The sequence below is a fragment of the Streptomyces sp. NPDC000229 genome (genome assembly GCF_040300825.1).
Taxonomy (GTDB): Bacteria; Actinomycetota; Actinomycetes; order Streptomycetales; family Streptomycetaceae; genus Streptomyces.
Window position 1 is genome coordinate 18,887 of the sequence record NZ_JBEPEL010000028.1, and the last position, 19,320, is coordinate 38,206.

General features: G+C 72.1%; 17 protein-coding genes. 9 read left to right on the forward strand and 8 right to left on the reverse strand.

Going from position 1 to position 19,320, the window contains the following annotated elements:
* Positions 1-19: 19 nt before the first annotated feature.
* The gene (locus ABT360_RS16375) at positions 20-826 is read right to left on the reverse strand and encodes a maleylpyruvate isomerase family mycothiol-dependent enzyme (RefSeq protein WP_351815888.1); all 807 of its coding nucleotides are present in this window, start codon (positions 824-826) and stop codon (positions 20-22) included.
* Between the two features lie 119 nt (positions 827-945).
* Here ABT360_RS16375 and ABT360_RS16380 point away from each other — a divergent pair, with 119 nt between their 5' ends.
* Positions 946-1,563, forward strand: coding sequence for a dihydrofolate reductase family protein (locus ABT360_RS16380; protein WP_351815892.1), 618 nt, complete (start codon positions 946-948; stop codon positions 1,561-1,563).
* A gap of 268 nt (positions 1,564-1,831) precedes the next feature.
* Here the strand turns inward: ABT360_RS16380 and ABT360_RS16385 are convergent, their stop codons facing one another.
* From ABT360_RS16385 to ABT360_RS16395, 3 genes are all read right to left on the reverse strand, one after another.
* Complete coding sequence (locus tag ABT360_RS16385) at positions 1,832-2,233, reverse strand: DnaJ family domain-containing protein (RefSeq protein WP_351815895.1); 402 nt, start codon at positions 2,231-2,233, stop codon at positions 1,832-1,834.
* Between the two features lie 16 nt (positions 2,234-2,249).
* The gene (locus ABT360_RS16390) at positions 2,250-3,398 is read right to left on the reverse strand and encodes a lipase family protein (protein ID WP_351815898.1); all 1,149 of its coding nucleotides are present in this window, start codon (positions 3,396-3,398) and stop codon (positions 2,250-2,252) included.
* A gap of 77 nt (positions 3,399-3,475) precedes the next feature.
* A complete protein-coding gene (locus tag ABT360_RS16395; RefSeq protein WP_351815901.1) occupies positions 3,476-4,489 on the reverse strand; it encodes an AraC family transcriptional regulator in 1,014 nt (337 codons plus the stop codon).
* 92 nt (positions 4,490-4,581) lie between these two features.
* Here ABT360_RS16395 and ABT360_RS16400 point away from each other — a divergent pair, with 92 nt between their 5' ends.
* Entirely contained in the window at positions 4,582-6,123 is a 1,542-nt protein-coding gene (locus ABT360_RS16400) for an AMP-dependent synthetase/ligase (protein WP_351815904.1), read from the forward strand.
* 115 nt (positions 6,124-6,238) lie between these two features.
* Here ABT360_RS16400 and ABT360_RS16405 read toward each other — a convergent pair whose 3' ends face one another.
* Positions 6,239-6,442: a cold-shock protein gene (locus ABT360_RS16405; RefSeq protein ID WP_351815907.1), complete on the reverse strand. Its 204-nt coding sequence runs from the start codon at positions 6,440-6,442 to the stop codon at positions 6,239-6,241.
* A gap of 261 nt (positions 6,443-6,703) precedes the next feature.
* Between ABT360_RS16405 and ABT360_RS16410 the strand changes: the two genes are divergently transcribed.
* On the forward strand, positions 6,704-7,573 hold the full coding sequence (locus ABT360_RS16410; protein ID WP_351815910.1) for a menaquinone biosynthetic enzyme MqnA/MqnD family protein: 870 nt from the start codon (positions 6,704-6,706) through the stop codon (positions 7,571-7,573).
* Between the two features lie 25 nt (positions 7,574-7,598).
* On the opposite strand, the gene ABT360_RS16415 is transcribed toward ABT360_RS16410, so the two are convergent.
* The gene (locus ABT360_RS16415; protein ID WP_351815913.1) at positions 7,599-8,621 is read right to left on the reverse strand and encodes an alpha/beta hydrolase; all 1,023 of its coding nucleotides are present in this window, start codon (positions 8,619-8,621) and stop codon (positions 7,599-7,601) included.
* A 125-nt stretch (positions 8,622-8,746) separates the two neighbouring features.
* Here ABT360_RS16415 and ABT360_RS16420 point away from each other — a divergent pair, with 125 nt between their 5' ends.
* From ABT360_RS16420 to ABT360_RS16435, 4 genes are all read left to right on the forward strand, one after another.
* Complete coding sequence (locus ABT360_RS16420; RefSeq protein ID WP_351815916.1) at positions 8,747-10,465, forward strand: serine/threonine-protein kinase; 1,719 nt, start codon at positions 8,747-8,749, stop codon at positions 10,463-10,465.
* Between the two features lie 449 nt (positions 10,466-10,914).
* Positions 10,915-12,114, forward strand: a complete 1,200-nt coding sequence (gene mqnC, locus ABT360_RS16425) for a cyclic dehypoxanthinyl futalosine synthase (RefSeq protein WP_351815919.1) — start codon at positions 10,915-10,917, stop codon at positions 12,112-12,114.
* A 7-nt stretch (positions 12,115-12,121) separates the two neighbouring features.
* Entirely contained in the window at positions 12,122-12,760 is a 639-nt protein-coding gene (locus ABT360_RS16430) for an imidazolonepropionase-like domain-containing protein (protein WP_351815922.1), read from the forward strand.
* A 121-nt stretch (positions 12,761-12,881) separates the two neighbouring features.
* Positions 12,882-13,577, forward strand: coding sequence for a demethylmenaquinone methyltransferase (locus tag ABT360_RS16435; protein ID WP_351815925.1), 696 nt, complete (start codon positions 12,882-12,884; stop codon positions 13,575-13,577).
* Positions 13,578-14,491: 914 nt separating this feature from the next.
* Here ABT360_RS16435 and ABT360_RS16440 read toward each other — a convergent pair.
* Positions 14,492-15,025, reverse strand: coding sequence for a GNAT family N-acetyltransferase (locus ABT360_RS16440; protein ID WP_351815928.1), 534 nt, complete (start codon positions 15,023-15,025; stop codon positions 14,492-14,494).
* A gap of 98 nt (positions 15,026-15,123) precedes the next feature.
* Here ABT360_RS16440 and ABT360_RS16445 point away from each other — a divergent pair, with 98 nt between their 5' ends.
* The gene (locus ABT360_RS16445) at positions 15,124-16,416 is read left to right on the forward strand and encodes a geranylgeranyl reductase family protein (protein ID WP_351815931.1); all 1,293 of its coding nucleotides are present in this window, start codon (positions 15,124-15,126) and stop codon (positions 16,414-16,416) included.
* A gap of 838 nt (positions 16,417-17,254) precedes the next feature.
* Here ABT360_RS16445 and ABT360_RS16450 read toward each other — a convergent pair.
* On the reverse strand, positions 17,255-18,328 hold the full coding sequence (locus ABT360_RS16450) for a helix-turn-helix domain-containing protein (RefSeq protein ID WP_351815934.1): 1,074 nt from the start codon (positions 18,326-18,328) through the stop codon (positions 17,255-17,257).
* 103 nt (positions 18,329-18,431) lie between these two features.
* Between ABT360_RS16450 and ABT360_RS16455 the strand changes: the two genes are divergently transcribed.
* Complete coding sequence (locus tag ABT360_RS16455; protein WP_351815937.1) at positions 18,432-19,316, forward strand: NAD(P)-dependent oxidoreductase; 885 nt, start codon at positions 18,432-18,434, stop codon at positions 19,314-19,316.
* Positions 19,317-19,320: the final 4 nt, after the last annotated feature.

A 19,320-nucleotide genomic window follows, 5' to 3' on the forward strand; every position in this document is an offset into this window, starting at 1 on the left:
CGGCCGGACCCCACGTCGATCAGAAGGGAACCCTGGCCGCCATGACGGCCGCGGTGCCGACGGGATCGCCCTCGCACCCGATGCCGCCGAGCGGCGGACGGCCCGAGAGGTGGCGCATCAGCGTCACGGCGTCCGCCTGCACCACCACGGCGGGCGTTCCGCGGCCCAGCATCCAGCGGCCGCCGGCCGGCCCGGACAGGTCCAGGAACACCGGAGGGCCGCTCCAGTCCAGTGCGAGGTCCAGCAGCACCTGACCGACGACCTCCTTGTCGTGCTCGTGCAGAACGAGTTCGCGGCCGGTGGCGTCGCAGATGTCCACCCGGTGCATCCAGGTGTCACGGGTGATCAGCACCCTGGCCAGGTAGTCCATGGAATTCTCGGCCAGCTCCTTCGACTCGGGGAACAGCGGGCTGAGGGGGATCCGCCGCCGCACGCCGACCGGCATGCGCCGCGCCGCCCGGATGCCCTGCGGGCCGAACCTGGACAGCAGCCCGACCAGCTCGTGGGGCGGTACCGAGCGCCGCGCGTCGACCTGGCACTGGTTGTGGGCGTCCAGGGGCGACAACCGCGGATGGCGACGACGGCCGAGCAGCGCCCGGCCGATCAGCAGCCAGGGCCGGACGAGCTCCTCGTACTGCCCCACCACGTGGGAGACCACGTCCCGCACGGTCCAGCCCTCGCACGCCGTGCCGAGCGACCAATCGCCGGGAGAGAGCCCGTCCAGCGCGGCGAGCATCGCCCGGACTTCCGCGGCGTTCACCGCCCGCGCCCGCAGCGGGTGCGTACGGGGGATGTCGAGGGCGAAGGGGAGTGCGGTGGTGGGCATGGTGCGCCTCCCTGGAGGCGGGCTCTCTCCCCGAGACACGACTCACGGTACGCCGGTGGCGATGAGTTTTCCCGTTGCCGGCGGTCCACCCCTCAGACACCCCACGAAGGAGCGGAACCATGACGACCAAGGTCTACACCGGCGCCAGCATGTCCCTGGACGGCTACATCTCCGGCCCCGACGAGACGGGCTTCGACAAGCTGTTCAAGTGGTACGACAACGGCGATGTGACCGTGGAGACCACCCACCCCGAGCTCACCTTCCACCTCACCGAGGTGAGCGCCACGCACTGGCGCCGCCTCCTCCAGGAGACCGGGGCGCTGGTCGTCGGGCGCAAGCTGTTCGACCTGACCGGCGGGTGGGGCGGCAACCATCCGATGGGGGTGCCCGTCGTGGTGGTCACGCACTCCGTGCCGGACGGCTGGCCCCGGGAAGGGGCGCCGTTCCACTTCGTCACCGAAGGGGTCGAGAAGGCCGTGGCGCTCGCCCGTGAGCTCGCGGGCGAGGGCAGGCACGTCGGGGTCAACGCCGGCACGATCGCCCAGCAGTGCCTGGACGCCGGGCTCGTCGACGAGGTCGGCATCGACCTGGTGCCCGTCCTCCTCGGTGGCGGGACGCCCTTCTTCGCGAACCTGAAGGGCGCGCCGTACGAGCTCCAGGGCCCCGTGTCCATCGCCGAGGGCAACGACGTCACGCACCTCCGCTACCGGGTGCGGTACGCGGCGGCGGCCGAATGACCGCTGCCGGGGAGGCGCGGCGGACCGGTGTGGTCTTCGCCCGGCTCGGTGGGAAGTGATGACCGGCTTCCGGCCGCCCGTCCGCGTACCTCTGCGGCCCGTCACGCGGAGGAACCCGGCGAGACGCCCGTCGAGGTGCGCGGCCGCCTCGACACCGCGTACAGGATGTGCGCGTCCTCGGCGGGGGCCTCGGCTCCTGGGCCGCCACGGGCGCCTGCCGCCGCTTCGGCCGGCCGGGGGTCTGCGCGCCGGGCGGGCGCGCGGCGGCTCAGGCGTGGCGGGACCGCCGGCCCCGTACGAGTTCCTCCACGTCGAAGGGCGCGAGCCGCAGCGGCGGGCCGGCCGGCGGGCGGCGGACCGCTTCCGCGATCTTCTCGTTGACGGCGGCGACGATCCGGCGCACCTCCGCCTCGCTCGCCGCCCGCCCCACCGCCTCCAGCGCGTCCTCCGCCTCCTTGCGGAGGGCGAGCGCGGGCGGCAGGACGGGGGCGATGCCCTCGCGGCGCATCTTGTCCTTGACCCACCACAGTTCGTCGTACGGGGCGGTGTCGTCCGGCAGGGGCTTTCCGAAACCCGAGAGGTTCCGGAAGTCCCCGCGTTCCGTCGCCTCGCGGATCTGCTTGTCGACCCATGACTCGAAGTCGACCCCGGGCGGTTTGCGTTCGGTCATGCCTCCGAGCGTACGTTCAGCAGTTGCCGGACGCGGGCTTCCCCGCGAACCGGTCCGCCAGCCAGTCCGCCGCCCTCGGGGACTCGCTGATCACGCCCGAGACGTGCTCACCGACCACGATGGTCCGCCAGTTCACGGCGGCTCCCCTGGCGCACCAGTCCTTGCGCAGCCCGGAGCCCAGGGAGTACGGGATCAGCTCGTCGGCGAGCGCGTGGTACAGGTACACCGGGTGGCCGGGCCCCTCGGTGCCGAGGTCCGACTCGGCGAGCCGGGCCTGCCACTCGGGCGTCTCCAGCGGGTTCTTGACCGTCAGGTCGGAGATCCGCTTGAAGGAGCCGACGGTCGTGTCGGCGGCCACGCAGTTGTTCCGGAGGAAGCCGATCAGCGCCTTGCCGGCCTGGTTCAGGTACGAGTCCAGCCTCAGCTCCGGGTACGCCGCGTCCTGCCCGGCCGCCGCCATGAACAGCAGGCCCGAGCCGTACGACCCGTCGTGCACGGGCGCGAGCTCTGCCAGCCGGGCCGGTACGCCACCGGTCGCCGTGCCCTTCACCTTCAGCTCCGGGGCGTAGGAGGAGTGCAGTTCGGCCGCCCAGCTCGACGCCTGGCCGCCCTGCGAGTAGCCCATGATCCCGACCGGGGTGTCCGCGCCGAGCCCCGCCTCCGGGAGGCGGATCGCCGCGCGGGCCGCGTCCAGCATGGCGTGCCCGGCCGAGCGCCCGGCCGTGTACGTGTGCTCGCCGGGCGTGCCGAGGCCCTCGTAGTCGGTGACCACGACGGCCCAGCCGCGCCAGGTGAGCTGCTGTATCAGGTTGGCCTCCATGGTGGTGCCGTGCGGGAAGCCCGCGCTCGGCGCGCACGAGTCGCCGAGCCCGACCGTGCCGACGGCGTACGTGACCAGCGGGCGCGGCCCGGTGCGGCCGTCCTGCGGGACGATCACCGTGCCGGAGACGACGTTGGGCGCGCCGGTCGCCGAGGTCGAGCGGTAGTGGATCTTCCAGGCCTTGGTGGCGGTCGGCTGGCCGGGCAGCGGGTGGAAGGCGGAGCGTTCGGCGCTCACGAGGTCGCCGGGGCGGCCGGTCGTGTCCTCGGCGGAGGCGAGGGCGGGGGTGGCGGATGTCAGGGCGAGTGCGGCCACGCAGGCCAGCACCCTCGTACGTACACGCATGTGCGGCTCTCCCTACGTGCGATGGGGGTGGGGAGACCGTAGTGACTCACCAGTAAGGACGGGGCTGACCGGAACGCTCAGCTTCGCTGACCCCGGTACGCACCCGGTGTCGTCCCCGTCCACCGCCGGAACGCCCGGTGGAACGACGTGTCCTCCGAGAACCCCAGCCGCGCCGCCAGTTCGGCGACCGGCTCGTTCCCCTCCACCAGGCCCGCGATCGCCGCGTCCCGCCGGACCGTGTCCTTCAGCCGCTGGTACGAGGTCCCCTCCTGCTGGAGCCGGCGCCGCAGCGTCGCCGGGCTGACCGCCAGCCGCACCGCGATCTCGCCCAGCGACGGCAGCCGGGGCGAGGCCCGCAGGGCGCGGGCGAGCGCGCTGTGCACCTGCTCGGCCACGGTGGTGCCGTACGCCCGGCGGCTGAGCAGCTCGAAGGGCGAGCGGCGCAGCATGCGCTCCAGGTCCTCCTCGCCGCGCACCAGCGGGGCGGCCAGCCAGTGCGCGGGGAACGCCGCCTCCGTCGCCTCGGCGCCGAAGCGGACCGGGCACCCGAAGAGGCCCGCGTACTCGTCCTCGTGCGGGGGCGGCGGGTACGCGAAACGGGCGCGCAGCAGCGGGATGCGGCGGCCCACGAGCCAGCTGCACAGCCGGTGCCAGATGATCACCAGGCACTCGGTGAGGAACCGGTCCTCGTCCCGCGCCTGGAGGTCGCCCCGTACGGCGAAGACGGCCTCGCCCGGGCCTGCCGTGGTCAGTGCCAGGTCCGGACCGCCGGGGAAGAGCCGGTAGAACGCCGTGCCGCGCTCCACCGCGGCCCCCAGGTCCCGGCAGCCGAGCGAGGCGTAGCACATCATCGCGAACGTCCCCGGCCGGCTCGGCGCGGGACCCAGGCCCAGGAACTCGTCACCCGTCGCCTGGTACAGCGCCCGGAACAGCAGCGCGAACTGCGCCGAGGTGACCCGCGCCCGGTCGTCGCCCAGCAGCAGCGGCGGGATGCCCGCGGCCTGGAGGAGCGGCACGGTGTCGATGCCGTGCCGCCGCGCCCCGCGCAGCAGGGCCCGCACATGGTGCACGGTGATGGTCCGCTTGGCCATGACCGGACCGTACCGGGGTTGAGCGCCACGGTCAGCGGGGCTGACGTTTTCCGTCATGCCATGGGGGCCCGCGCCGTCCCTACCGTCGGGTCATGGACGACACACGGCCTGTGACGCTCGCGCTCTTCGCCGAGTGGGCGGGCGATCGGTACGGCGAGCTGCCCGCGCTGCGCCACAAACGCGACGACGGGACGTGGACCTCGGCCTCGTACGCCGAACTGCGCGCGACCGTACGGGCCTGGGGGCGGAGCATCACCGAACTGGGCGTCGCGCCGGGGGACCGGGTCGCGATCCTGTCCGAGACCCGGGTGGAGTGGACGTACGCACACCTGGCGGTGCTCACCGCGGGAGCGGTCGTGGTGCCCGTCTATCCGACCGCCGGGGAGGGGGAGCTGGCCTGGGTGCTCGGGGACTCGGGCGCCTCGGTGGTGCTCGTGGAGGACGCGGCGCAGGGGGAGCGGGTGGCGGCGGTACGGGAGCGGCTGCCCGCGCTGCGGCACGTGGTGGAGCTCGGCGCGCTCCCGGTGGCGGCGGGGCCTTCGGACGCGCTGCTCGCCCGCGCCGCGGCCGTCCGTCCCGGTGACGGCGCGTCGATCATGTATACGTCGGGCACCACCGGCCCGCCCAAGGGCGTCCTGCTCACCCACGGCAACTTCGGTGCCGTCCAGGACGCCACGCTCCCCCTGATCGAGGGCGGCCCCGGTGACCGCACGTTCCTCTACCTGCCGCTGGCGCATCTGCTCGCCCAGCTGATCCAGTTCACGACCCTGCTGTACGGCGGCGAGCTCTGCTACTTCGGCGGGCGCGTCGAGAACGTGGTCGCGGAGCTGGCGGAGGCACAGCCCACGCACCTGCCGTCCGTGCCGCGCCTCTTCGAGAAGGTGCACAGCATGGCCCGGTCGTTCGGGGCGTCGCCGCAACAGGTGCGGGAGGCCCTCGGCGGCCGGCTGCGCGTGGCCCTCACCGGCGCCGCGCCCATCGCGCCGGAGACGCTGGAGTTCCTCCGGGACTGCGGGATCCAGGTCTTCGAGGGGTACGGCATGACCGAGTCGGCCGGAGTGATCTCGCTGAACCACCCCGGCGCGGTGCGCTACGGGACGGTCGGGCGGCCCGTGGCGGGGTGCGAGGTACGGATCGCGGAGGACGGGGAGGTGCTGGCGCGCGGCCCGATGATGGCGGCGGGGGAGGTCGCGGACGACGGGTGGCTGCACACGGGGGACCTGGGGGCGCTGGACGGGGACGGGTTCCTGACCATCACGGGCCGCAAGAAGGACTTGATCATCACGTCGTCGGGCAAGAACCTCAGCCCGGCGGAGGTCCAGGTGCTCATCGAGCGGTCGCCGGTCGTCTCGCACGCCGTCATGGCCGGCGACCGCCGCCCGTACCCGGTCGCGCTGATCACCGTGGACGAGGAGGCCGTGCGGGGCCTGGACGACACCGCCGTACGGGCCCTGGTCCAGGAGGCGGTCGACGCGGCGAACGCCCAGGTGTCCCGGCCCGCCCGGATCCGGGCGTTCACCATCCTGGACGAGGACCTCGGCGTCGCCGACGGCCTGCTGACACCGACCCTGAAGGTACGGCGCAAGGCGGTGCTGGAGCGGTACGCGGCGGAGATCGACAAGCTCTACGACTGACGGTGCACAAGGCAGGAGCCCTTTCCGTGCGGCCGTGCGGCCGGACGGAAAAGGCTCCTTGGGTACTGCTTGATCGGGTTTACTGAAAGTCGTGCGCGATCGCCGACCCGGGCAATTAGGCCAGGGTGACGTTCTCCGCCTGCGGGCCCTTGGGGCCCTGGGTGACGTCGAAGTTCACGACCTGGTTCTCCTCGAGGGAGCGGAAACCAGAGGCGTTGATCGCGGAGTAGTGGACGAAGACATCCGGGCCGCCGCCGTCCTGGGCGATGAAGCCGAAGCCCTTTTCAGCGTTGAACCACTTGACGGTTCCGGTAGCCATAAGCCCTCCTATGGGCCAAAGGGTTGCCCTGCTCCAGAACCTGCCAAACAAGTCTGAAAACTACAAAAGCCTGCGGGTTACATGCTCCGCAGGCTCTGTACTGCAAGGGAAACCAAACTGCAACTTGCGGCGAGCCTAGCACGCAGTGTGTGTGCATGGGTAGAGGGAAAGATCACGTCACCCGGATGTTTGAAGGAGTTCAGCCGTGCTGACGCCGGACCCGGCGCTGCCCGCCGTACGAGACGGGGCTAGCCTCGCGTTGTGGACAATTCAACCGACGACCACCACCAGCTCCGGAGCCGGCCCCGCGTCGGACACATCCAGTTCCTGAACTGCCTGCCGCTCTACTGGGGCCTGGCCCGCACCGGAACGCTCCTCGACCTGGAGCTCACCAAGGACACCCCGGACAAGCTCGGCGACCAGCTCGTACGCGGCGGCCTCGACATCGCCCCGGTCACCCTCGTCGAGTTCCTCCGCAACGCCGGCGACCTGGTCGCCTTCCCCGATCTGGCGGTCGGCTGCGACGGCCCCGTCATGTCCTGCGTGATCGTCTCCAAGCAGCCGCTGGAGGACCTGGACGGGGCGCGCGTCGCGCTCGGCTCCACCTCCCGCACCTCCGTACGCCTGGCGCAGCTGCTGCTCGCCGAGCGGTACGGAGTGACCCCCGACTACTACACCTGCCCGCCCGACCTCGGCGTGATGATGCAGGAGGCCGAGGCCGCCGTCCTGATCGGGGACGCCGCGCTGCGCGCCTCGCTCCACGACGCACCGCGGCTGGGTCTCCAGGTCCATGACCTGGGGCAGATGTGGAAGGACTGGACGGGGCTGCCGTTCGTCTTCGCGGTGTGGGCGGTCCGCAAGGAGTACCTGGCCCGCGAGCCGCGCGTCGTGCGCCAGGTCCACGAGGCGTTCCTGGCCTCCCGTGACGTGTCGCTGGAGGAGGTCGCGAAGGTCGCCGAGCAGGCCGCGCGCTGGGAGGCGTTCGACGCGGTGCTCCTGGAGAAGTACTTCACGACCCTGGACTTCCGCTTCGGGGCCGAGCAGCTCGCCGGGGTGCGGGAGTTCGCCCGCCGGACCGGTCCGACGACCGGGTTCCCGGCGGACGTGACGGTCGAACTCCTGGCCCCCTGACTCGGGAACTCGCGAACGCAGGAACTCAGGAAGCCGGGACGGGGGCCTGCATGTGCTCGCTGATCCACTGGATCGAGCCGTCCCCCATGCCCTTCACATAGGTCTTGGCGTTGTGCTCGCCGTCCTGGATCACCTGGAGGCGGCTCTTTACCGGCCCCTTGGTGTACTTCTCGATGAAGGACTTGACGTTGGCCACGCCGGATTCCCTGCTGCCGATCTGGAACGCCAGATACACCTCTCGGTCCTTGGAGTCCGGCTTCGCGCCCAGGAGTCCGGCGAGCCTCTCCGGGTTGTTCGCCTGCCTCTCCTTCTCGTGTCCGGCCCACAGTGGTGAGTCCGGAACCGTGTCCGGTCCGGAGGCGATGACGGCCTTGAACTTGTCCGGGTGCTTCAGCACGGACTTCAGCCCGACGAACCCGCCGGACGACGAGCCCATGAACGCCCAGCCGTCCCGCGAGGCGAACGTACGGAAATTCGCCCGGACGAAGTCGGGAACGTCCTCCGTCATCCAGGTGCCCATTTTCGGCCGGCCCGGGATATCGCTGCCGTCGTAGTAGTGCTCCTTGTCCGGGTTGAGCACTGGCATGACCACGACGAAGGGCAGGCTCTTGCCCTCTTTCGACCACTCACTGATGCTGCTCTGCAACTTGAGGTCGGTGCCCATCCAGTAATTGTTCGGATAGCCGTTGCCACCGGGCAGGGCGATCAGCACCGGGAAGCCGCTGCCCGCGTACTTCGGGTCGTAGTACTGCGGGGGCGCCCAGACCCACACCTTGCCCGTGAAGCCGGACTTGGCGCCGTGCAGCGTCGTCACGCCGATCTTCGTACCGTCGGGGAGCGTGTTGGCGGTGGTGAACTCGGCCGTGGGACCCGTCGGCATCAGGGTCTTGGGGACCGTCGCGCCCGTCGTGGGGGCCGGGGCCGGAGCGTGGGCCGACCCGCTCGGGCCGTCGAAGGACATCGGTTCCCCTTCGCCGGAGCAGCCCGTGACCAGGACGAGGGAGCCGAGGGCGACGGCGGCTATGAGCGCCTTGGACGGACGTTTCATGGAGCACTCCGGGTCTTTCTGGGCATATACGGCCTGTACGGCGTGCTAGATGGCAGAACGTGACGACCGGTTCCGCCACCGCCCCTCTACGCTGCTCTACGCGACGACGTACGGGGGGAAGGCGCATGCAGCCGCTGGAAGTGGGCGAACCGGGGGTCATCGGTCCGTACCGGCTGCTCGGCAGGCTCGGGGCCGGCGGCATGGGCCGGGTCTACCTCGCCCGCAGCGAGGGCGGCCGCACCGTCGCGGTGAAGGTGGTGCACCCGCACTTCGCGCTGGACGAGCAGTTCCGGGCGCGGTTCCGGCGGGAGGTCGAGGCGGCGCGCCGGGTCGGCGGGGACGGGGTCCCCCCTGCTCGAGACGGTTCGAGAGCGTGGCGATGGACCGCGCCGGTGCTGGACGCGGACCCGGAGGCAGCGGTCCCGTGGGTCGCCACCGGGTACGTCCCCGGCCCCTCGCTGGCCCAGGCCGTCACCGAGCACGGGCCGCTGCCCGAGGACGCGGTGCGGGCGCTGGGCGCCGGGCTCGCCGAGGGGCTCGCGGCGGTGCACGGACTCGGGCTCGTCCACCGGGACGTCAAGCCCTCGAACGTGCTGCTGGCCCTGGACGGGCCGCGGCTCATCGACTTCGGGATCGCCCGCGCCACGGACGGCACCACGTCGCTCACCTCCACCGGCGTCTCGGTCGGCTCGCCCGGCTACATGGCGCCCGAGCAGATCCTCGGTACGGGGGTGACCGGCGCCGCGGACGTCTTCTCACTGGGCGCGGTCCTCGCGTACGCGGCGACCGGCGTGGCGCCCTTCCCCGGCGACTCGTCGGCCGCCCTCCTCTACAAGGTGGTCCACGAGGAGCCGGAGCTGGGCGGCGCCCTCACCGGTGAGCTGCGGGACCTGGTGGCCGCGTGCCTGGCCAAGGACCCGGCCTCCCGCCCCGCCCCGGGTGAGGTGGCCGGGCGGCTGGCGCCGGGCGGGGCGGCCGCGCTGACGGCGGGCGGGTGGCTGCCGGGCCCCCTGGTGGAGCAGGTCAGCCGGACGGCGGTGCGGCTGCTGGACCTGGAGCCGGCGGCGGCGGACCCGTCCGGTTCGGGACCGGTGCCGTTCAGCAGCCCGGCGGTGGGAGTGGCCGAGGCGCCCGGGCCCGCGGCGACCGCGGGGGGTTCCGGGGCTGCGGGAGTGCCCGCGTCCTCCGCGGCTCCCGGGGTTTTCGGTCCGCCCGTCGAACCCGTACCGACCGTGGACGCGGTGCCCCCGCCCCGTACGCCCGTGTCCCTCTCCGTCAGCACCACCTCCGAGCCGGCGACCACCGGCCGGGGCCGCCGCGTCAGCTGCACGGTCGCCATCGCGGTGGCGGGCGCGCTGGCCGCGGTGACGGTGGGCGGGGGGTCCCTCCTCGGCCTGTTCGACAAGAACGGCGGCACCGACGACACGGCCGGAGCCAAGCCGTCGGTGAGCGGGAGCGCCCCGGACGCGGCGGCGCCCGCCCCCGCCTCCGTACCGAAGGAGTTCATCGGCACGTGGGAGGGGGAGCTCACCCAGGACAACGGCTGGACCGCCGGCCGGCTCACCGTGGTCATCGGTCCGGGCGGCCCGGGCCAGGACGTGGTGAAGACCTCCACGGTCCTCAGCTCCTTCCGGTGCAACGGCGTGAGCAGCCTGGTCTCCGCGACCGCCAGGGAACTGCGCGTCTCCGAGCGCACCGACCCGGCCCGCCCGTCGAGCGAACTGCTGTGCACCAAGGGCACGGCCTCGGTGACGTACGTCCTCAACGACGACGGCACCCTCCGCTACGAGTCGCGCGAGGCGGCGGCCGGCAACCCGCACGCGACGCTGCGCAAGACCGGCTGAGCGGCTCGGCAACGCGAACCGCACGCCGGTCAGCCGCTCCGCCACCTCCCGCAACCGGCCGCCGGTCCCGGCGTCGGCCGCCGCCGGCGGCAACCGCACCGGCACCGGCGCGCCGCGCAGCTCGCCCCGGCCGTCCGGGCAGCGCCCCTCCGAGGCGCTGCGGCACGCCGTCCCGGTGCCCCTCGCGGCCTCCCGGCGAGCACTCCGAGCAGGCCCTGCGCGTGGTGCGGCTCATCCCCCGCACGCCCGCCCTGCCCGCCCGCTTCCTGGAGCGTCAGGCGCACCGACGCGGCGGGCCGGCCGACCGGGCCTTCTCCGTCATCGCCCCGCGCCGGACGCCGTGGAACGACCTGCCTCGTGAAGGCCGACGGGGTGCGCCGGTGGGCGGCGGAAGCGCTGGCGTAGGCTGGTTCGGTCCGTCCACAACCCTGCCGAAAGGGACACACCCGGTGACCGAGAAGGCCGACCTCCAGTCCGTCCTCGACCGTGCCGCCGAGGGTGGGCGGATCTCCCCCGAGGAGGCGCTCGACCTGTACCGGTCGGCTCCGCTCCACGCGCTGGGCGCGGCGGCGGACGCGGTGCGGCGGCGGCGTTACGCCGGTACGGAGCACATCGCGACGTACATCATCGAGCGGAACATCAACTACACCAACGTGTGCGTCACGGCCTGCAAGTTCTGCGCCTTCTACGCGCCGCCGAAGGACACCGCCAAGGGCTGGACCCGGGACCTGGACGACATCCTGCGCCGCTGCGCGGAGACCGTCGAGCTGGGCGGCACGCAGATCATGTTCCAGGGCGGGCACCACCCGGACTACGGGGTGGAGTACTACGAGAAGCACTTCGCCGCCATCAAGAAGGAATTCCCCCAGCTGGTCATCCACTCCCTCGGCGCCTCCGAGGTCGAGCACATGGCCCGCATCTCGGGCGTCTCCGTCGAAGAGGCGATCTCCCGCATCCACGCCGCCGGTCTGGACTCCTTCGCGGGCGCGGGCGCCGAACTGCTCCCGGAGCGGCCGCGCAAGGCGATCGCGCCGCTGAAGGAGTCCGGCGAGCGGTGGCTGGAGATCATGGAGACCGCGCACCGGATGGGCGTGGAGTCGACCTCCACGATGCTCATGGGCACCGGTGAGACGAACGCCGAGCGCATCGAGCACATGCGGATGATCCGCGACGTCCAGGACCGCACGGGCGGGTTCCGCGCGTTCATCCCGTACACGTACCAGCCGGAGAACAACCATCTGAAGGGCCGCACCCAGGCCACGATCTTCGAGTACCTGCGGATGATCGCCATCGCGCGGCTGTTCTTCGACAACATCGCCCACATCCAGGGCTCCTGGCTCACCACGGGCAAGGAGATCGGGCAGCTGACCCTGCACTACGGCGCGGACGACCTCGGGTCGATCATGCTGGAGGAGAACGTCGTCTCGTCGGCGGGCGCGAAGCACCGCTCCAACCTCCGCGAGATGATCGACATGATCCGCACCGCCGACCGTGTCCCGGCGCAGCGCACCACGACGTACGAGCACATCGTCGTCCACGACGACCCGGCGAACGACCCGGTCGACGACCGCGTCGCCTCCCACATCTCCTCCACGGCGATCGAGGGCGGCACCGCCCACCCCGAACTCAAGCTGCTCCCCACCACCTGAGCCGGCCGTGCTGACGATCCACGTGGCCGAGGCCTCGCCCGAGTCCGCGGTCCTCGTCGAGGGCGCGCGGATCGCCGCCCTCGGCCCGTACGAGGAACTGGCCGCCGCACTCCCCCAAGCTCTCAACTCCGTTCGAGCAGGGGGGACCCCCATCCCAGCGAGGGTGCGGCGGTGGCCCGGCATCCTCACCCCCGGGCTGCTCAACCCGTACGGCCCCGAGCTCCTGGAACAGGCGTACCACCCCGACCCGCGCGAGGCCGACGAGCTCGGCACCGAGCCGATCACCGGCGAACGGGCACGGGCCGTGTTCCGCGCCGACCCCTCACGGCAGGGCGCCAGCGCCCGGCGCGGAGTGCAGCGGCTGCTGGCGCACGGCACGGTCGCCGTCGCCGGTGAACTCCGCACCCGGGCCGCCCAGGACGCGGTGCGCCGGGCGGGCCTGGCCGTCGGCCACCGCCCGCCCCGCCTTCCGGGGCCGGCGTCGTTCTCGCCGAGGCCGCTGGTGCTCCTGCCGGGCCTCACCGTCGGCGGGCCGGCGCGGTTCGCCGTCTTCGACGTACCCGGCCCATCCGCCCTCGTGCGGCTCGGCGCCTCGACATGCGTGGCCACCGTCGTGGCCGGCCGCCTGGTGTACCGCCGGCGCTGAGCCGGCCTCACCGACAGCGGTCCGCCCCGTCGTACGGCCGGGTGTGGGCACGCGCCCCTTGAGGCCTGTACCCGGCCGGGCGGGCAGCGGCCCCCTCCGCCCGCCTGCCACAATGGGGCGCGTGACCCGAGCATCCCTGGACAAGCAGCCGCACGAAGTCGCCTCGATGTTCGACGACGTCGCCGCGAAATACGACCTCACCAATGACGTGCTCTCGCTCGGCCAGGACCGGCGGTGGCGCAAGGAGGTCGCCAAGGCGGTCGACGCGCGGCCCGGGCAGAAGGTCCTCGACCTGGCGGCCGGCACCGGCACCTCGTCCCTGCCGTTCGCGCAGGCCGGGGCGTACGTCGTGCCGTGCGACTTCTCGCTCGGCATGCTCCGCGAAGGCAAGAAGCGCCACCCGTGGCTGCCGCTGACGGCGGGCGACGCCACGAAGCTCCCGTTCCGCGACGGCGTCTTCGATGCGGTGACGATCTCCTTCGGGCTGCGCAACGTCCAGGACACGGACGCCGCGCTGCGCGAGCTGTACCGGGTGACCAAGCCCGGCGGGCGGGTCGTGATCTGCGAGTTCTCGCACCCCACCTGGGCGCCGTTCCGGACCGTGTACGAGGAGTACCTGATGCGCGCGCTGCCGCCGGTCGCGCGTGCCGTGTCGTCCAGCCCCGACGCCTATGTGTACCTCGCCGAGTCCATCCAGAGCTGGCCGGACCAGCCGACGCTGGCGGGGCTCCTCCAGAAGGCCGGCTGGTCGAAGGTGGCGTGGCGGAACCTCTCCGGCGGCATCGTGGCCCTCCACCGGGGCACCAAGGCTCCCTAGGGCCTCTCGTTCGGATCTTGCTGGGCTCGTGACGCCTGGCCACCGCACCTCGCGGCGTTGTCGTCGGTCGCCAATGCTCCGCAGTGGCTCCTCCCCCTGCCTTCGGCGGGGGGACCCCCACCTCCGCCTTGCGATGCACGGCACCAGACGCCACTCCCTGATCCAGCCTGATCCAAACGAACGAAAGACCCTAGGTCCGTTGTCCCGGGACGCCGGTGACCCCCGCGCCGGGTGCTGGAACGGGGTGACGGCCTTCTGGCGATGAGCGGATTGGGCCCGCTCTGCTGTGCTCACCTGTCCCGCTCCGAGCCGGAGGCCGGCCTGGACCGAACGCGCGCCCAACTCCGCGGACTCCACCGAGCTCGCACTGCCCTGCGAGGCGAAGAGCACCGCGGTCGATCCCGGGCGCCTGGACGGCCGGGTGCGTGAACTGGGCTACTGGCACCCCCCGATGGGAGCGGCCACGGCCTCACCGCGCGGGTCGCCCCCACGCGGCCCACGGCTCCGGAGGGGCAGCTTCTGCTGCTGGTGGGCCCGGGTGGCAAGCAGCTCTCCGTACCCGCCGTGAAGACGCCGGCCCATGCTCACCTGGCGGCTTCACCGGTCATCGGCACGGTCGGCAGCAGCTGGCTGTTCGGCGCCAATCTTCTCGCTCTGCAGAGCCGGTGGGTGCTCTTCTTCGGGGCGGCCGGAGTGCTGGTCGTCGCGGCGGCCATCGCGGTCGGCAACCTCGCGGAGTTCCTGCGCTTCGCACGCCGTATGTCCGCGCTCAGCGGCGCTCGTGGTCTGGATCTGGGGCGCTGTCGCGGCGGTACGCCAGAGTGCCTCCTGGCGTCCCAAGGCGGACTGAGCCGGAGCACCGAGCAGGCCGGGCCGGGAGGGAACGCCGCGGACGCCCCAGGGGACGCCGCGGTTCAACACTCCTGGAGCTCCAGGCGGAAGCAGTACCCCTCCTGTCCGCCGCTGTCCGGGATGGCGTACGTCTCCGCCTGTGTCATCCCGAGCCGCCGGGCCACCGCCACCGACCGCTCGTTGCGGGTGTTGACCATGGCGACCACCCGCTCCACCCCCGCCGCCCGCAGCCGCTCCAGCGTGGCGCGGGCGGCGGCCGTGGCGTATCCCTTGCCCCACGCGGCCCGCGCCAGCCGCCAGCCGATCTCCGTCTCGCCCACCGGCCCCCAGGCGTGCGGCCACGGCTGCGCGCCCGTGAAGCCGATGACCTCGCCGTCGTCGTCCAGCAGCGTCCACAGGCAGAAACCGTGCTCGGCGTCGTGCCGGCGCTGGCGGGCGGTGAACTCGTGGTAGACGGACAGCTCGGCCGGGCCGCCCTGGAAGAACTCCATGACCTCCGGGTCGTCGAATACCCGGTGCCAGGCGTACGCGTCCTCGTCCGTCGGCACACGCAGCCGGACAACGGGCTGGACGGCGCCGGGGAGCAGCTCGGTCATCGGGGTGGCCCTTCGGGTCGGTGATCGGTACGTCCCCATAGACTGCACACGTCCTGTGCCGTCCGGTACGTAATTTCGAGTATTCGGGAGACCCCGCCGTGACCGAGCAGCAGCCCCTCTCCGAACACACCGCGGATGTGATCGTCGTCGGGGCCGGTCCGGCCGGTTCGACGACCGCGTACTACCTCGCCAAGGCCGGCCTGGACGTCCTGCTGCTGGAGAAGACCGCGTTCCCGCGCGAGAAGGTCTGCGGTGACGGTCTGACGCCGCGCGCCACCAAGCAGCTCGTGGCGATGGGCATCGACATCTCCGAGGAGGCGGGCTGGCTGCGCAACAAGGGGCTGCGCATCATCGGCGGCGGCGTCCGCCTCCAGCTCGACTGGCCGGAGCTGGCCAGCTACCCGGACTACGGACTGGTCCGCAAGCGCGACGACTTCGACGAGCAGCTCGCCCGCCAGGCCCAGAAGGCCGGGGCGCGGTTGTACGAGCGGTGCAACGTCGGCGCCCCGGTCGTCGACGACCGCACCGGCCGGATCACCGGCGTGCACGCCAAGCTCGGCGAGGAGAAGACGCCGGTCACCTTCCACGCGCCGCTCGTCGTCGCCGCCGACGGCAACTCCACGCGGCTGTCCCTCGCCATGGGCCTGCACCGGCGCGAGGACCGGCCGATGGGTGTGGCCGTCCGTACGTACTTCACCAGCCCCCGCCACGACGACGACTACCTGGAGTCCTGGCTGGAGCTGTGGGACCGCCGCGGCCCCGGTGAGGACCGGCTGCTGCCCGGCTACGGCTGGATCTTCGGCATGGGCGACGGCACGTCCAACGTCGGCCTCGGCGTCCTCAACACCTCGGACTCCTTCAAGGAGCTGGACTGGCGCGAGGTGCTGAAGGCGTGGTGCGCCTCGATGCCGGAGGACTGGGGTTACGTCCCCGAGAACATGACCGGCCCGATCCGCGGCGCCGCGCTGCCCATGGCCTTCAACCGGCAGCCGCACTACACGCGCGGCCTGCTGCTGGTCGGTGACGCGGGCGGCCTGGTCAACCCCTTCAACGGCGAGGGCATCGCGTACGCCATGGAGTCCGGGCAGATCGCCGCCGACGTCATCGTCCAGGCCCACGCCCGCCAGACCCCGGCACAGCGCGAGCTGGCCCTGCACCGCTACCCGAAGATCCTCAAGGACACCTACGGCGGCTACTACACGCTGGGCCGCGCGTTCGTGAAGCTGATCGGCAACCCCAAGGTCATGAAGATCGCCACCCAGCGCGGTCTGACCCACCCGCTGCTGATGAAGTTCACGCTGAAGATGCTGGCGAACCTCACCGACCCGACGGGCGGCGACGCGATGGACCGCATCATCAACGGCCTGTCGAAGGTCGCTCCGCGTTCCTGATCACCCAAGCGGGACGGCGACGAACTCCCCGACCAGGGCCGCCGTAGCCTACGGCGCGAGACCCTTCGCGCCGTAGGCGTGATCATCCTTGCCCAGGCCGTTCATGGCGCCGAGGTCGCGCCATGACTCCCGCTTGCGCGTTCGACAGCGGTGGGGCGGGGAACGGGCTCGCTCCACCTTGCATTCCAAGGTCCCATCGCCAGTCCAGATGGACGGCGACCACCTGGGACCGCGTATCAACGGAAAGTCCCCAGGTGCATGCGGCCCCCTGCTTTCGAATTTACGAGCAGAAACCGGAAACTGCCTTTGCAGGTGTCGTTGAAATCGCGTTCTTCCCTATGAAAGTACGGCTGTGACCTAGTCGACACCGATGAATCTAAAAAAACTTTCCGGAAGGGGTGTTGTGGGGCGCGCCACATGTGCACGATGGTTGCGCGCCCAAAAAGGGCCCCCAGCCCACTACTTGGCGGTGAGCGGCTGGAGGCCCCGAGGCGCTGTGCCCTTCGGGCGTAACCGAGAGAGGAACAGTCCTTTGCCACGCAAGCGTAAGACAGTCGTGTCTACTCGCGACACCGTCAAGCGGGAGCTGATCCCGTTAATTCTGGTGATCGCCGTACTTTCGGCCGGAGCCGTTCTCGTGGTCGTCGACGCGGCGACGACGACTGAGGCGTCTGGCTTCGTCGTCAGCGTGCTCGCTGCGATCGGTTGGGGGGTCAACCGTAGGCGGTAGGGACTGGTTCCCCCTCCTGTACGCCCCGCTGCCCTTCCGGTGCGGGGCGTACGTCCGGTTCGAGGGCGCGTTCATGCGCCAGGAACCTCCTTCCTGGCAGCAGGGTCGTCATGAAGCCGAGGCGCCACCGTTCGCGGACGACGGGGACCCTGTCCGCATCGATTGTTCGCGACCTTGCCCCGGTAGGCGCCCCGAAGGTCTGAGGCCGGACGGCCTGAACGCCTTGCGGTAGTCGGTGGGGGAGACCCCCACCGAGCGGCCGAAGTGGCGGCGCAGGTTGGCCGCCGTGCCCAGCCCGCTGCTCTCCCCGATCCGCTCGACGGGCAGGTCGGTCGACTCCAGCAGCATCTGGGCGCGGGCGATGCGCTGCTGGAGCAGCCACTTCAGAGGCGTGGTCCCGGTGGCCTCCAGCAGGCGCCGGTGGAAGCTGCGCGGGCTCATCCGGGCCCGGCGCGCCAGGTCGTCGACGGTCAGCGGCTGGTCGAGGTGCTCGGCGGCCCACTGGAGCACGGGCCCGAGGCCGTCGTCGCCGGCGGGCGGCAGTGGGGCGTCGACGAACTGGGCCTGGCCGCCCGCGCGGTGGGCGTGGACGACCAGTCGCCGGGCCAACTGGTTCGCGACCCGGGCGCCGAGGTCGCGGCGGACCAGGTGCAGGCACAGGTCGAGCGCCGCCGTGGCGCCCGCGCTGGTCAGGACCGTGCCCTCGTCGGTGTAGAGGACCGAGTCGTCGACGATCACGGCCGGATGGCGGGCGGCCAGTTCGGCGGTGTGCTGCCAGTGCGCGGTGGCGCGGCGGCCGTCGAGGAGCCCGGCGGCGGCGAGCGCGAAGGCGCCGGTGCACAGGGACACCACCCGGGCCCCGGCGGCAGCGGCGGCGCGCAGCGCCTCGACCAGATCGGCGGGTACGTCCTCACCGTCGTCGACCACTCGCTCCGGGACGGACGGCACGATCACCGTGTCCGCGCCCGCGAGGGCGTCCAGGCCGTGTTCCGTGCGCAGCGTGAAGGGACCGCTCGCCGGGGGCGCCCCGCCGCAGAGGCGGAGCTCGTACCAGGGGTCGGCCAGGTCGGGGTGCGGGATGCCGAACACCGCGAGGGCGATGGACAGTTCGTACATCTCCCAGTGAGAGATACCGAGTTCCGCGTCCGGTACGACGGCGATGGCGACGGTTCCCGGACTCATGATCCCGAGCGTACGGTGCCCGCCGGACCGGCGGCAGGAATTTTGCGGATGTGGGCAGTCCTGCCGCTGTCGGGGCCCTTCACCCGCTGCGAGTGTGGTGATCATGAATCGCGAACACCTCAACGCACAGTCGGACGTCACCGTTCTCGGGCTGGGGCAGATGGGCTCGGCGCTCGCCGGGGCCTTCCTCGCCGCCGGTCGCCGCACCACGGTCTGGAACCGCACGCCCGCCAAGGCCGACGCCCTCGCCGCGGCCGGCGCGGTCCGGGCCGGCACGGTCGCCGAGGCCGTCACCGCGAGCGAGCTCGTCGTGGTCTGCCTCCTCGACCACAGCGCCGTGAGCGCCCTGCTCGACCCGGTCGCCGAGTCGCTCGCGGGCCGCACCCTGGTCAACCTGACCTCCGGCTCCCCGGAACAGGCCCGGGAGATGGCCTCCTGGGCCGCCGGGCACCGCGTCCGCTACCTGGACGGCGGCATCATGACGACGCCGGACGGCGTGGGCGACCGGGCGAGCATGATCCTCTACAGCGGCTCGCCCGAGGCGTTCGCCGCCCACCGCGAGACCCTGGCGGTGCTCGGCGACCCCGTCGACCTGGGCGCCGACGCCGGACTCGCCTCGCTCTACGACGCGGGGCTGCTGGGCCTGATGTGGTCGGTGTTCGGCGGGTGGCTGCATGCTACGGCCCTGGTCGGCGCGGACGGGGTGGCGGCGGGCACCTTCACCCCGGTCGCCGAACGCTGGCTGACCACGGTGAGCGGCTTCATGCGCCGGTACGCCGGTCAGATCGACGCCGGTCACTACCCGGGCGACGACGCCACCATCGACGTCCAGCTCGTGGCGATCGAGCACCTGCTGCACGCCGGCCGGGAGCGCGGGATCGACGGGCGGTTGCCGGAGCTCCACCGGGACCTGATGGCCAAGGCCGTCGCCGAGGGGAACGGCGGCGACAGCTACGCCCGCCTGGTGGACGCGTTCCGCGGGCGCTGAGCCG

Coding starts and splice junctions, on each gene's coding strand:
- ABT360_RS16375 (WP_351815888.1), bottom strand. CDS start 826: ATGCCCACCACCGCACTCCCCTTCGCCCTCGACATCCCCCGTACGCAC.
- ABT360_RS16380 (WP_351815892.1), top strand. CDS start 946: ATGACGACCAAGGTCTACACCGGCGCCAGCATGTCCCTGGACGGCTAC.
- ABT360_RS16385 (WP_351815895.1), bottom strand. CDS start 2,233: ATGACCGAACGCAAACCGCCCGGGGTCGACTTCGAGTCATGGGTCGAC.
- ABT360_RS16390 (WP_351815898.1), bottom strand. CDS start 3,398: ATGCGTGTACGTACGAGGGTGCTGGCCTGCGTGGCCGCACTCGCCCTG.
- ABT360_RS16395 (WP_351815901.1), bottom strand. CDS start 4,489: ATGGCCAAGCGGACCATCACCGTGCACCATGTGCGGGCCCTGCTGCGC.
- ABT360_RS16400 (WP_351815904.1), top strand. CDS start 4,582: ATGGACGACACACGGCCTGTGACGCTCGCGCTCTTCGCCGAGTGGGCG.
- ABT360_RS16405 (WP_351815907.1), bottom strand. CDS start 6,442: ATGGCTACCGGAACCGTCAAGTGGTTCAACGCTGAAAAGGGCTTCGGC.
- ABT360_RS16415 (WP_351815913.1), bottom strand. CDS start 8,621: ATGAAACGTCCGTCCAAGGCGCTCATAGCCGCCGTCGCCCTCGGCTCC.
- ABT360_RS16420 (WP_351815916.1), top strand. CDS start 8,747: ATGCAGCCGCTGGAAGTGGGCGAACCGGGGGTCATCGGTCCGTACCGG.
- ABT360_RS16440 (WP_351815928.1), bottom strand. CDS start 15,025: ATGACCGAGCTGCTCCCCGGCGCCGTCCAGCCCGTTGTCCGGCTGCGT.
- ABT360_RS16450 (WP_351815934.1), bottom strand. CDS start 18,328: ATGAGTCCGGGAACCGTCGCCATCGCCGTCGTACCGGACGCGGAACTC.
- ABT360_RS16455 (WP_351815937.1), top strand. CDS start 18,432: ATGAATCGCGAACACCTCAACGCACAGTCGGACGTCACCGTTCTCGGG.